Source organism: Streptomyces sp. DSM 116795 (genome assembly GCF_055792905.1).
In genome coordinates this window covers 3,528,232-3,540,901 of the sequence record NZ_CM147707.1, presented here as the reverse complement: position 1 = coordinate 3,540,901, position 12,670 = coordinate 3,528,232, and the positions used below count along the sequence as shown (strand labels likewise).

Sequence of the window (12,670 nt, the reverse complement as noted above, 5' to 3'; positions counted from 1 at the left end):
CGGGCTCCGTGCGCGGGCCTCATACGGGGCGCCGAGGACCGGAACGGCGCGCACATGCCGTACCCCGCCGATCTCGTCATCATGGAACCGCCGGGCGAACCGCCGGGCCCCTGCCCGGGCACCACAGCAGGGAGGCAGCGGGGAAACAGGAAGAAGGGGGACGACGCCATGGAGCTCTTCCCGCCCCTGCCGCTCAGCGAGTGGCGGGACACCAAGGAGACCTTGCACCGCTTCGAACAGCTCATCGGCAAGATCCGCCTCACAGCGAGCAGCCGCCGCAACCACTGGTGGAACGTGCCGTTCCACCTCACCGGCCGCGGCATCACCACACGCCCCATGGGCCAGGCCGACGGCAACCCCGTCTTCACCATCGACTTCGACTTCGTCGACCACCAGCTCATCGTCTCGGCACTCGACGGGACAGCCGTCTCCTTCCCGCTCCTCGGCCAGTCAGTGGCCTCCTTCCGCCGGCACACCCTGGAGACGCTCGCCGACCTCGGCATACATGCCGAGATCCCGCATCCCGAGCCCTTCGACCTGCCCGACTCCTCCAGGCCGTTCTCGAAGGACACCGAGCACGCCACCTACGACCCGGAGCACGCCAACCGCTACTGGCAGGTCCTCAGTCAAGTCGCGCTGGTGCTCGAGGAGTTCGCCCAGCGCTTCTCGGGCAAGTGCAGCGCCGTGCACCACTTCTGGCACACGTTCGACCTCGCATACACCCGGTTCTCCGGCAGGCACGTCGAACAGCCGCCCCAGGTGGACTCGGTGACCCGCGAGGCGTACTCGCGCGAGGTGATCAGCTTCGGCTTCTGGTTCGGCGACGACTCCTTCGCCGAGCCCGCCTTCTACTCCTACGCCGCCCCGGAACCGGCCGGACTGGAGCTGGAGCCGCTCAGGCCGGAGGCCGCACGCTGGGTCGCGCAGAACGGCAGCCACCTCGCCCTGCTGCGTTACGACGACGCGCGCGCCCTCGACGACCCGCGCCGGGCCCTGCTCGACTTCTACGAGAGCGCCTACCGGGCGGCGGCCTCCCGGGCCGACTGGGACATCGAGGCGTTCACGAGCCCGGACGGCATCACGGATCAGCAGCTCGTCGCCCAGCACCGTTGACCGCCGGCAGCGCCGACCGCTGCCCCGGCTGGCCGCTCCGGCCGCTCCGCGCCGCCCCTGCCACGTACGGAAAGGGGCGGCGCGGCCGGGCTCAGTGAGCCCTATGCATGGGTGCCGGTTCCCGGTCAGTGCAGCTGCCGCTGCCAGTCCGCAGGGACCATCCCCTCGGGACCCGGAGTGGGCTGCGACTGCGGATGCGCCGTGGGCGGAGCCAGCTGCGGGCCCTCGTGGACCTGCTCTGTCTCCGCGTTCCAGAACCAGTCCTCGCCCGGCTCGAAGCTGGTCAGGAAGGGATGCCCCGCCTGCCGGGCGTGCGACGTGGCGTGCTGCCCGGGCGAGGAGTCGCAGCAGCCGATGTGCCCGCACGCCGCGCAGCGCCTCAGATGGAACCACCACCCCGGGCCGTCGCCCGCGGAGCACTCCACGCAGCCCGTACCGCTCGGCTGCGCGGAAGGATCGATGCCCGGGATTCCGTCCTGCTGTGCCATCTGCAGCTTCCTCTCGCTCGCCCCCCTGGCGACGAAGGGCGTACGGGTCGCCTGCGTACGGACAGCGCGGCGGCAGACATGGACCGGGGCTCATGACCCGGGCCGGTGAGCACGGTAGGCACCGTGAGTCCGTGAGCCCTGGAGCATGAGCCACCGGTCGTGCCTGAGGCGTCACACGATCGGCTGATGACCGGACACCGGCGACCCGCAGCCGGACATCAGCAAGCGTAGGCACCACGGTCGTTCGCGGCATCCGCAGAACGCAGAAGGAGCGGACAGCGCGGCAGTCCGGGGAGCCCAGCCGAGCAGCAGCGGGAAGGCGCCTCAGGCGAGGAGACCGCCGTGCGCCATGCCCAGATAGAAGCCGAAGGCGGCCCCGCCCAGCCCGATGATCAAGGCGAAGCGCTCGCCCGTCGTGGCCGAGATGAACTGCCCCCAGGCACCCGTGACGATGCCGATCAGGCCCGTCCAGGCGCTGAGCACATGCAGCCCCGGCCACACCAGCGCCGTCAGGAACGCGACCGCGCCCAGAACGACCGTCACCGCCGCGAGCGAGCTCTCAAGCGGATGAGCCCTGCCGTCGTCGAGGAGCATGGAGACCGGGTTGTGCCGTACTGCCTGTGCCATGCGGCACCTCCTGACAGAGGCCGGCATCGGCGGCGCCCTCGTGACGCCGCTCACACCGTTGCGTCCAGGTTGAGGGGACTTGCCCCCGGATTTCAACCGGAAGGCTCAAGCCGGGTAGTCTGAACGGTCTGCACCCGCCGCCCCCGTAGCGAGGCGGCCCATGGTGCGGAACGCATCACGAACCTCCTGCCACGGAACGACCGTGGCCGCGAGTCCGAAGGAGGTGGGTTCCACATGCGTCACTACGAGGTGATGGTGATCCTCGACCCCGATCTCGAGGAGCGCGCGATCTCGCCGCTGATCGAGAACTTCCTGTCCGTCGTACGGGACAGCAAGGGCAAGGTCGAGAAGATCGACACCTGGGGCCGTCGCCGGCTCTCCTACGAGATCAACAAGAAGCCCGAGGGCATCTACTCGGTCATCGACGTGCAGGCCGAGCCTGCGACCGTCAAGGAACTCGACCGTCAGATGAATCTGAACGAGTCGGTCCTGCGGACCAAGGTCCTGCGCCCTTCCGCCCACTGAGCCTCCGGGCCGCACAGCGGCTGAGCCGCACGGCACCCACGGCACAGCGGACGGACGAAGGACCGGACACCGAGTAGCAGCAAGCCACAGCACGAGCCACAGAAGCCACAAGCAGCCAGCAGCACCCGCCGAGAGGTTCCCCATGGCAGGCGAGACCGTCATCACGGTCGTCGGCAATCTTGTCGACGACCCCGAGCTGCGCTTCACCCCCTCCGGTGCGGCGGTCGCGAAGTTCCGCGTCGCGTCCACTCCCCGCACCTTCGACCGCCAGACCAACGAGTGGAAGGACGGCGAAAGCCTCTTCCTGACCTGCTCGGTCTGGCGGCAGGCGGCGGAGAACGTCGCCGAGTCCCTCACCAAGGGCACGCGCGTCGTCGTACAGGGCCGCCTCAAGCAGCGCTCGTACGAAGACCGCGAGGGAATCAAGCGCACGGTCTACGAGCTGGACGTCGACGAAGTCGGCGCCAGCCTCCGCAACGCCACCGCGAAGATCACCAAGACCAGCGGCCGAGGCGCCCAGGGCGGCGGCTTCGGCGGCGGCCAGGGTGGCGGCGGCTGGGGCGGCGGCCAGGGCGGCGGCGGCCAGCAGGGCGGCGGCGCACCCGCGGGCGACCCGTGGGCCACCGGCGCACCGGCCGGCGGCGGCCAGGGCGGAGGCGGCGGAGGCGGCTGGGGCGGCGGCTCCGGCGGCGGCTACTCGGACGAGCCCCCCTTCTGACCGGGAGCGCACACGCGCGTACCGGCCGGGGCGGGGCCAGACAGCTGCACACTTCTTGAAACTCAACGGAGAGAGACATGGCGAAGCCGCCTGCTCGCAAGCCCAAGAAGAAGGTTTGCGTGTTCTGCAAGGAGAAGATCACCTACGTCGACTACAAGGACACGAACCTGCTGCGGAAGTTCATCTCCGACCGCGGCAAGATCCGTGCCCGCAGGGTCACCGGCAACTGCACCCAGCACCAGCGCGACGTCGCCACGGCCGTCAAGAACAGCCGTGAGATGGCGCTGCTGCCCTACACCTCGACTGCTCGATAAGGGAAGGGTGACCGACAGATGAAGATCATCCTGACCAACGAGGTGTCCGGCCTCGGCGGCGCGGGCGACGTCGTCGAGGTACGCGACGGCTACGCCCGCAACTACCTGATCCCGCGCCGCGTCGCCATCCGGTGGACGAAGGGCGGGGAGAAGGACGTCGAGCAGATCCGCCGCGCCCGCAAGATCCACGAGATCGCGACGATCGAGCAGGCCAACGAGGTCAAGACCCGGCTTGAAGGCGTCAACGTGCGTCTGAAGGTACGGGCGGGCGACCAGGGCCGGCTCTTCGGATCCGTCACCCCGGCCGACATCGCCGGCGCCGTCAAGGACGCGGGCGGGCCGGAGATCGACAAGCGCCGCATCGAGGTGGGCGCGCCCATCAAGACCCTGGGCTCGCACCAGGTCTCGGTGCGCCTGCACGCCGACGTCGCCGCCAAGGTCGACGTCGAGGTCGTCCCGGCCTGAACGCCTCAACGGCTTCAACAGCTGGACTGTCGGGCCGCCTGACCAGCCGTCACGGCTGAAGGGCGGACGGCTGACGGACTGGCCGGCAACGGCACAAGCGGAGGGCCGTACTCCTGGAAACAGGGGTACGGCCCTCCGTCGTCTCATCACACGCCCGCACCCGCACCCGCGCCGGCCGCCGAACCGCCGGTCAGGCCCGTACGGCACCCGTCACGACCCACCGGCCAGAGCGGGCACGCAGCCACAGCGTCACCAGACGCACCCCCATCATCACGCCCGCGACCGCCCACCAGAGCGCCGTCAGGCCACCCCCCGCCACCGGAACCAGCAGCGCCACCGGCGCGAACACCGCCAGAGTCACCAGCATCGCCCCCGCCAGATACGGGCCGTCCCCCGCACCCATCAGCACCCCGTCCAGCACGAACACCACACCGGCGACCGGCTGCGTCAGCGCCACAACCAGCAACGCGGGCGTCAGCTGCTCGATCACCGCACCGTCCGACGTGAACAGCGGCATGAAGAACGGCCGCGCCGCCACGACCAGCAGCCCCAGCACCACACCCGAAACGACGCCCCACTGCACCATCCGACGGCACGCCGCACGCGCACCCGCCTCGTCGCCGGCACCCAGATACCGGCCGATGATCGCCTGTCCCGCGATCGCGATCGCGTCCAGCGCGAACGCCAGCAACGACCAGAGTGTCAGCGCTATCTGATGCGCCGCTATGTCCGCGTCGCCCAGCCGTGCCGCCACCGCCGTCGCGATCATCAGCACGGCACGCAGCGACAACGTACGGATCAGCAGCGGCGCACCCGCCTGCGCGCACGCGCGGATGCCCGCCGCGTCGGGACGCAGCGAAGCACCGTGCCGCCGTGCGCCCCGCACCACGACGAACAGATACACCGCGGCCATCGCCCACTGCGCCAGCACCGTCCCCCAGGCGGAACCCGCGATGCCCAGTCCGAACCCGTACACGAGCAGCACGTTCAGCGCGGCGTTGGCCGAGAAACCGCCGACCGCCACATAGAGCGGCGTCCTGGTGTCCTGCAGGCCCCGCAGCACGCCCGTCGCCGCGAGCACGACGAGCATGGCGGGTATGCCGAGCGCGCTGATGCGCAGATACGTCACGGCGTGCGGTGCCGCGGTCCCGGACGCGCCGAAGACGTCCACCAGCGCCGGAGCACCCGGCAGCACCACGACGATCACGGCCAGTCCGAGCAGAAGGGCGAGCCAGATGCCGTCCATGCCCTGGCGGATGGCCGCGGGCAGATCACCGGCACCGACGCGGCGTGCGACGGCGGCGGTTGTGGCGTATGCGAGGAAGACGAAGATGTTGACGCCTGTCTGCAGCAGCGCCGCGGCCACTCCGAGTCCGGCCAACTGCGGGGTGCCCAAGTGCCCGACGACGGCACTGTCCACCATCACGAAGAGTGGTTCGGCGACGAGGGCGCCGAAGGCGGGCAGTGCGAGCGCGACGATTTCGCGGTCGTGGCGCCGCATGGTGGTGCGCGTGGCAGCAGGGTCGCTCATGGGTTCGATCCAAGCATCCACAGGTAATGGTTGCAAGGCGCTTCTGTCTATTACGGCTGTGCGGCTCGTGTGCGTGTGCGGCAACTGTGCGCCAAGCTGCGTAACGATCCCGGCTCCAGGGCCAAGTTTTTTCCCCGCACAGGCGGTGGACACCGTCGTCACAGGTCAGGGGTGGTCGGGACGGACGGGGCAGGACTTCTCCACAGGGCTGTCCCCTGAGCCGTACACAGCTTTCGCGGTCTTCTCCACAGAAACCCGTATCCCGTCCACATCACCCTGTGGATAACAAGATTGGCTGACGCCTCCCGGCGCCATAACGTGGGTCGTCGTCCGCCCCCGAACCCCTCGTCAACTCCGTTGCGTCGACGCGCCGATGCGGAGCCGGGCGGCCCATTGTCAGAGCCGTGCCGTAAGAAAGAGGGGCACTGCGGTCAGGTCCGGTCGTGAGTGATGGACGGTCACCGGACGGGGAGGAGGTGGACGCGTGACTCAGCAGCCCGAACACGTCGAGGACGCCTGGGCGGCGGACCCGGGCTCCCGCGGTGCCACGCGCCCCGCGCACACCGAGCGCCTTCCCGCCGCCCGCAGCAGGCAGGCCGGGCAGAGCGGCCCCGGGAACGGGCACGGACACGGGAACGGGCCCGGACACGCGAACGGGCACGCCGAGCGGCACGATCGCGGTGCGGATGCACACGGGGCGGTGCCCGCACCCGTCTCCTTCGAGCGCGTACCGCCGCAGGACCTCGAAGCCGAACAGTCCGTGCTCGGCGGCATGATGCTCTCCAAGGACGCCATCGCCGACGTCGTCGAAGTGCTCAAGGGCCACGACTTCTATCGCCCCGCGCACGAAACCGTCTACGAGGCGATCCTCGACCTCTACGCCAAGGGCGAGCCGGCCGACCCCATTACCGTCACCGCCGAACTCACCCGGCGCGGCGAGATCAGCCGCGTCGGCGGCCCGGGCTACGTCCACTCGCTCGTACAGACCGTCCCCACGGCCGCCAACGCCGAGTACTACGCGGAGATCGTCCACGAGCGCGCGGTGCTGCGCCGGCTCGTCGAGGCGGGCACGCGTATCACGCAGATGGGATACGCGGCCGACGGCGACGTCGACGACATCGTCAACTCCGCCCAGTCGGAGATCTATTCGGTCACCGAGCAGCGCACGTCGGAGGACTACCTGCCGCTCGGCGACATCATGGAGGGCGCCCTCGACGAGATCGAGGCGATCGGTTCGCGCAGCGGCCAGATGACGGGTGTGCCCACGGGCTTCACCGACCTGGACTCGCTGACGAACGGGCTGCACCCGGGCCAGATGATCGTCATCGCGGCGAGGCCGGCCATGGGCAAGGCGCTGGCGCTCGATACGCCGCTGCCCGCGCCCGACGGGTGGACCACCATGAAGGATGTCCGTGAGGGCGACCTTCTCCTCGACGCGGACGGTAGGCCGACCCGTGTCGTCGCGGCGACCGAAGTCATGTACGGCCGCCCCTGCTACAGGATCACCTTCGACGACGGTGCGACCGTCATCGCCGACGCGGACCACCAGTGGCTCACCGGCACCCGCGCCTCGCGCAAGTCGGCTCAGGCCGCCGCCTCCGGCAAAGTACGTACGCAGCAGGCCTCCGAGTCGGTGAAGACCACCAAGGAGATTGCGGAGACCGTTCGTTGTGTCACGTCAGATCAGCGTGCGAACCACTCCGTACGGACCGCCGCGGCGCTCGACCTTCCGGAGCGGGAGCTTCCTGTTCCGCCGTACACGCTGGGTTGCCGACTGGGGGACGGATCCAGCGACGCGGTTGTCGTGGGCGACAAGCACATCCCCCAGGAATACTTGCGGGGTTCGGTCTCGCAGCGGCGTGCGCTGCTCGCCGGTCTTCTCGACACCGACGGCACCGTGAGCCGGACGGGTTCGGTCCAGTTCGCCGTCACGAACCGCGACCTCGCCGATGGATTCCATGAGCTGCTGATGAGCCTCGGCTACCGGTGCGGGACGGTGGCCAAGCAGGTCAAGGGGCGGTCGCCGGAGTCCTCGACCTGCTACGTCATCACCTTCACCACCGACGACGAGGTGTTCCGGCTGCGCCGCAAGCAGAAGATGCACGAAGAGCGGCGCCGCCCGGGGGCGCGGGGACTGAAGCAGCGGTTCATCAAGGACGTCGAGGAAATCGACTCCGTGCCCGTCCGGTGCGTACAGGTGGACAATCCAGGCCACCTGTACCTTGCGACCCGGTCCATGATCCCCACTCACAACTCCACTCTCGCGCTGGACTTCGCGCGGGCGTGCTCCGTGCGGCACAACATGCCGAGCGTGATCTTCTCGCTGGAGATGGGGCGCAACGAGATCGCGATGCGGCTGCTCTCGGCGGAGGCGCGGGTGGCGCTGCATCACATGCGGTCGGGTTCGATGACGGACGAGGACTGGACGCGGCTGGCGCGTCAGATGCCGCAGGTGACGGAGGCGCCGCTGTACATCGATGATTCGCCGAATCTGTCGATGATGGAGATCCGTGCGAAGTGCCGCCGGCTGAAGCAGCGGAACGATCTGAAGCTGGTGGTGATCGACTATCTCCAGCTGATGCAGACGGGCAGTTCGCGGCGTCCGGAGAGCCGTCAGCAGGAGGTCTCGGAGATGTCCCGGAATCTGAAGCTGCTCGCGAAGGAGCTGGAGGTTCCGGTGATTGCGCTCTCGCAGCTCAACCGTGGTCCGGAGCAGCGCACGGACAAGAAGCCGATGGTCTCCGACCTTCGCGAGTCGGGTTCGATCGAACAGGATGCCGATATGGTCGTTCTGCTGCACCGTGAGGATGCGTACGAGAAGGAGTCGCCGCGTGCGGGCGAGGCGGACTTGATCGTGGCGAAGCACCGCAACGGTCCGACAGCGACGATCACGGTTGCTTTCCAGGGTCACTACTCGCGCTTCGTGGACATGGCTCAGACGTAGACCTCGGTTGCAGGGTCTCGCGGCTGATGTCGGAGTCTCACGGGCCGTGTCGTACCGACGTCGTATACGACCTCAGCGTGAGACCAGCGCCTGGGGTGCTGCTGCTCAGCGCTTCGTCTCGTACCTGGTCAGGACCACGCCGCCGGGAAACGTCCGCGTCTCCAGCAGGTTCAGGTTCACCCAGCTGTCCAGCGCGGTGAAGAACGGCGTGCCGCCGCCCACCAGGACCGGATGGGCGGCGATCTGGTACTCGTCGATCAGCCCGGCGCGCATGGCCGCCGCGGCGAGCGTTGCGCCGCCGATGTTCATCGGGCCGCCGTCCCCGGCCTTGAGCCGGGTGATCTCGGCGATCGCGTCGCCGGTGACCAGGCGGGTGTTCCAGTCGACCTTGTCGATCGTCGAGGAGAACACCACCTTCGGCGTGTCCCGCCAGTTCCGCGCGAACTCGATCTCCGCCGGGGTGGCGTTGGGCTGCTGGTCGCCGGTCGGCCAGTGGGAGCTCATCGTCTCCCACAGCTTGCGACCGTACAGCGACAGGCCACTCGCCTGCTCGTGGTCGAGCCACCACTGGAACAGCTCGTCGCTCGGCGGTCCGCCCCAGCCGATGTCGTCGCAGGCGGCGGCGATGTAGCCGTCCAGGGTCAGGTTCATGCCGTAGATCAGCTTCCGCATGGCCCAGCCTTCCGTCCGTGGGTGTCCGGCGTATAGACCAGCGCGGTGCGGGAACTCATCGGTGCGCGATCTGGCTCGCCGGTAGCCCTCGTGCTCGGGGCTCAGCGTTGCCCGTCCTGCTCAGGTCAGCACCGCTCCAGGCCGCGCTAGAGCTGCCGCAGGTGGTCGCGGAGGCTGCGGGCCACTTGGGCCATGAGGGCGTCGGCGCCGGGCTGGGTTCCGGCGGGTACGAGTGACTCGGTGAGGACGGCGACCGCGAAGGCCTGGCCGTCGGAGTGCTCGACGACTCCGATTTCGTGGCGGAGGTTGAGGAGAGTGCCGGTCTTGGAGGACCAGTTGGTGGCGTCGGTGCTGAAGTCCGGGGCGAGGCGGTGCCGGTGGACGTTGTGCGCCATGAGGCCGCGTACGCGCTCGGCGACTTCCGGGTGGATCGTCGACGGTGTCCACAGGGACTGGAGCAGGTCGGCGTAGGAGCGTGCGCTGCCGGTGTTGGCGCGGGTGGTGTCGAGCTGCGGCACTCGGTGTCCGCGGCCGCCGGTGCCGGCTTCGATGGCGAGGGCGTGGGCGAGGTGGGCCTGGTCGGTGCCGAATCGTTCCACTGGGGTGTCGGACAGTTCGTGCATGCCGTGCCGGACGGTGATGCCGTGGATGCCGAGTTCGTGGAGGATGCCGGCGACCTGGGCGGGCGGGGTGAGGTCGAACAACACGTCTGCGGCGGTCCCGTCGCTCACGCACGTGCTCAGGTAGAGCAGGTCGTCCACCGCGACCCGGGCGCCGTGGCGGAACCGGCTGAGGCCGGTCGGACCGGGTGTGGTGATCCGTCCGGGTCGTACGTCGAGCATGGTGGCACCGTCGAGTTCGCCCCGTCGGATGCGCTCGGCGGTCGCGAGCGCGAGTGGGATCTTGACCAGGGAAGCGGAGGGTAGCTGGGTGTCCGGTTCGATGCTCAGCTCGTCTCGCGTGTGCAGATCCCGTACGAGCAGGCAGGCGTGCAGGCCTCCGTCGTGGAGTTGCCGGCGCATGTCGTGCAGCAGGGCCTGGGCCTCTGTGCTCACTTCGCCGCACCTTCGACTGCCGCTTCTGCTGTGGTGTCGGGGGCGTCGGTTCGGGGCTGCGCTCCGAGGCAGCGGGCGAGTGCCGCGCCGAGGCGTGCTTCGATGCGCTGCGGATGGCCGTCCGCGGCTGCGAGGGCGTACCCGCGGCTGAGCGTGATTTCGCCGATGGGCCGCCAGTTCAGGGCGAATTCCGCGGCCTGTGCGGGGGAGCACAGCAACAGGTCGCGTGTGCAGAGGACTTCGGCAGCGGCACGCGTCAGGTCGTCGGTGGTGGCGAGCTGTGCGGGCCGCAGTCCGACCGCGTCGCGCAGTCGCGTCAGCGGGTCGCGGATGTGCGGCACATCGTCCTCCGGTTGTATCCAGATACGGGAGGCCGGGCCGGTGGTGGTGCGTCCGGTGCGCAAGGTTTCGACGTACAGGCGCTTCACTCCGGGATCCCGGGCACCGGCGAGACCGAGGGGTACCGACCATGTGGCCTCGCCGGGCGGCACCGCGAGCAGGGTGGCGTGCGCTCTCCCGGCCGGCGCCCCGGATGCCCCTGCCCCCTGCTGGGAGTGGACGAGTTCCTGGCGCTGAGCCGGTGTCGCGACGCGGATTTCGAGCGTGACTGCGTGGGCTCGTGCTTCGGCGACGAGACGGGCGAGACCGGCTGCCGGGCAGACGGCGGGCATCGCCAGCCGCCACGGTTTGCGCTGGGCGGCCTCTGCTTCGTGCAGCAGCACATCGGCTGCGTGCACGAGTTGCCGTGCGGCCGGCAGCATGTCCCGGCCGAAGGACGTGAGGACGGCTCGGCGCGACGTGCGCTCGAACAGCTGCTCACCGAAGCGTTCTTCCAGGGCGGCGATACGACGGCTGGCAACGGGCTGGGACATCCGGGCGGCGTCCGCACCGACGGTGAAACCGCCGTGCTCGCTGACACTGACGAACGCGCGACACGCTCCCACAAGATCCACACCCGTGACTCTATGACGGATCGGCATGGAACGGCGCCGAAGTGTATTGGACTGCATGGCCGGCCGCCGGTGAGGTTGGTTCCGGCACTCACTCACGACCACGTACCGGGATGGGCCGGGTTGCTCGCTCCATCCTGTGATGCGCCCTGCGTGCGGGGCGCCCCGTCCGGGAGGTTCGGATCAATGCAGCAGACTCGTGCGCCCCTTCGCGCCGTTGCCGGTGCGCTCGCGGTGCTCGCCCTCGTGCCGGTCGTGGGCTGCGGGGAGGGCGGGTCCGCGGACTCGTCGTCCCGGTCGTCGCCGTCGTCCTCGTCGTCCGCCGCGACGACCGGGTCGGGTTCGGAGGAGAAGCCGTACGACCGAGAATTCGAGGGACTGGAGCGGGAGTTCGAGGCGCGGCTCGGTGTTTACGCCGTCGACACCGGCAGCGGACGCGAGGTGGCCTACAACGACGGCCGGCGGTTCGCGTACAACTCCACGTTCAAGGCCCTGGCCGCCGGGGCGGTACTGCGCAAGTACTCCCAGGACGGCATGGACCGGGTGATCCATTACTCCAGGGACGATCTGGTCGCCCACTCTCCCGTGACCGAGAAGCACGTGGGCACCGGGATGACTCTGGACGAGTTGTGCGACGCCGCCGTCCGCTACAGCGACAACACCGCGGCAAATCTGCTCTTCGATGTGCTCGGCGGGCCCAAGGGGCTCGACGCGGCACTTGAGGACATCGGCGACGACGTGACACGGATGGAACGCCGCGAGCCGCAGCTGAGCCGATGGACTCCGGGCTCGACGCGTGACACGAGCACGCCGCGGGCACTGGCAGAGGATCTGCGGGCGTACGTCCTGGGGGACGTCCTCGGCAAGGGTGACCGCAAGCAGCTCACCGAGTGGCTGCGGACCAACACCACGGGGGACGAACTCATCAGGGCAGGAGTGCCCGAGGACTGGGAGGTCGGCGACAAGACCGGAAGCGGCAGCTACGGCGGGCGCAACGACATCGCCGTGATCCGGCCTCCCGGCGGCGCCCCGATCGTCGTCGCGATCTTGTCGCACCGCAAGGAACGGGATGCGGACTTCGACGACGAACTGATCGCGAAAGCGGCGTCGGTCGTCGCCGGCACGCTGCGGTAACAGGAACCCCCGGCGCGGGAGGCGTTGCCCGTGAGGTGGCGTTGCCCGTGAGGTGCCGTTGTCCGTGAGGTGGCACTGCCCCTGGGGGCTGCCGGCGCCGCGACCGCCGTTCGTGGAGGCGCTCACCTCGCACG

At 69.4% G+C, this 12,670-nt stretch carries 13 protein-coding genes; 7 read left to right on the top strand and 6 right to left on the bottom strand.

The window, feature by feature from the left end; translation table 11 throughout:
- Positions 1–168: 168 nt before the first annotated feature.
- The gene (locus ACSMXX_RS15240; RefSeq protein WP_473184794.1) at positions 169–1,113 is read left to right on the top strand and encodes a DUF5996 family protein; all 945 of its coding nucleotides are present in this window, start codon (positions 169–171) and stop codon (positions 1,111–1,113) included.
- Between the two features lie 125 nt (positions 1,114–1,238).
- Here the strand turns inward: ACSMXX_RS15240 and ACSMXX_RS15235 are convergent, their stop codons facing one another.
- Both ACSMXX_RS15235 and ACSMXX_RS15230 read right to left on the bottom strand, forming a co-directional pair.
- A complete protein-coding gene (locus ACSMXX_RS15235) occupies positions 1,239–1,601 on the bottom strand; it encodes a UBP-type zinc finger domain-containing protein (protein ID WP_473184564.1) in 363 nt (120 codons plus the stop codon).
- Positions 1,602–1,925: 324 nt separating this feature from the next.
- Entirely contained in the window at positions 1,926–2,228 is a 303-nt protein-coding gene (locus ACSMXX_RS15230; RefSeq protein WP_473184563.1) for a hypothetical protein, read from the bottom strand.
- A 234-nt stretch (positions 2,229–2,462) separates the two neighbouring features.
- On the opposite strand from ACSMXX_RS15230, the gene rpsF reads away from it, so the two are divergent.
- The 4 genes from rpsF (at position 2,463) to rplI (ending at position 4,250) form a co-directional block, all read left to right on the top strand.
- Positions 2,463–2,753 (top strand): 30S ribosomal protein S6, encoded by a 291-nt coding sequence (rpsF, locus tag ACSMXX_RS15225; RefSeq protein WP_070009135.1) that lies wholly within the window; start codon positions 2,463–2,465, stop codon positions 2,751–2,753.
- 142 nt (positions 2,754–2,895) lie between these two features.
- Complete coding sequence (locus ACSMXX_RS15220; RefSeq protein ID WP_473184562.1) at positions 2,896–3,471, top strand: single-stranded DNA-binding protein; 576 nt, start codon at positions 2,896–2,898, stop codon at positions 3,469–3,471.
- A gap of 77 nt (positions 3,472–3,548) precedes the next feature.
- The gene (gene rpsR, locus ACSMXX_RS15215) at positions 3,549–3,785 is read left to right on the top strand and encodes a 30S ribosomal protein S18 (RefSeq protein ID WP_241059930.1); all 237 of its coding nucleotides are present in this window, start codon (positions 3,549–3,551) and stop codon (positions 3,783–3,785) included.
- Between the two features lie 18 nt (positions 3,786–3,803).
- The gene (gene rplI / locus ACSMXX_RS15210) at positions 3,804–4,250 is read left to right on the top strand and encodes a 50S ribosomal protein L9 (protein ID WP_473184561.1); all 447 of its coding nucleotides are present in this window, start codon (positions 3,804–3,806) and stop codon (positions 4,248–4,250) included.
- A 190-nt stretch (positions 4,251–4,440) separates the two neighbouring features.
- Here rplI and ACSMXX_RS15205 read toward each other — a convergent pair whose 3' ends face one another.
- The gene (locus tag ACSMXX_RS15205) at positions 4,441–5,781 is read right to left on the bottom strand and encodes an MATE family efflux transporter (RefSeq protein ID WP_473184560.1); all 1,341 of its coding nucleotides are present in this window, start codon (positions 5,779–5,781) and stop codon (positions 4,441–4,443) included.
- A gap of 484 nt (positions 5,782–6,265) precedes the next feature.
- Here ACSMXX_RS15205 and dnaB point away from each other — a divergent pair, with 484 nt between their 5' ends.
- On the top strand, positions 6,266–8,725 hold the full coding sequence (gene dnaB, locus ACSMXX_RS15200) for a replicative DNA helicase (RefSeq protein ID WP_473184559.1): 2,460 nt from the start codon (positions 6,266–6,268) through the stop codon (positions 8,723–8,725).
- Positions 8,726–8,830: 105 nt separating this feature from the next.
- On the opposite strand, the gene ACSMXX_RS15195 is transcribed toward dnaB, so the two are convergent.
- The 3 genes from ACSMXX_RS15195 to ACSMXX_RS15185 all read right to left on the bottom strand — a co-directional run bounded on the left by ACSMXX_RS15195 (position 8,831) and on the right by ACSMXX_RS15185 (position 11,405).
- A complete protein-coding gene (locus ACSMXX_RS15195; protein ID WP_473184558.1) occupies positions 8,831–9,397 on the bottom strand; it encodes a dihydrofolate reductase family protein in 567 nt (188 codons plus the stop codon).
- Positions 9,398–9,543: 146 nt separating this feature from the next.
- A complete protein-coding gene (locus tag ACSMXX_RS15190; RefSeq protein WP_473184793.1) occupies positions 9,544–10,419 on the bottom strand; it encodes a serine hydrolase in 876 nt (291 codons plus the stop codon).
- A gap of 29 nt (positions 10,420–10,448) precedes the next feature.
- Positions 10,449–11,405: a LysR family transcriptional regulator gene (locus ACSMXX_RS15185; RefSeq protein WP_473184557.1), complete on the bottom strand. Its 957-nt coding sequence runs from the start codon at positions 11,403–11,405 to the stop codon at positions 10,449–10,451.
- Positions 11,406–11,588: 183 nt separating this feature from the next.
- On the opposite strand from ACSMXX_RS15185, the gene bla reads away from it, so the two are divergent.
- Positions 11,589–12,536 (top strand): class A beta-lactamase, encoded by a 948-nt coding sequence (bla, locus tag ACSMXX_RS15180; RefSeq protein WP_473184556.1) that lies wholly within the window; start codon positions 11,589–11,591, stop codon positions 12,534–12,536.
- The last annotated feature ends 134 nt before the right edge of the window (positions 12,537–12,670 follow it).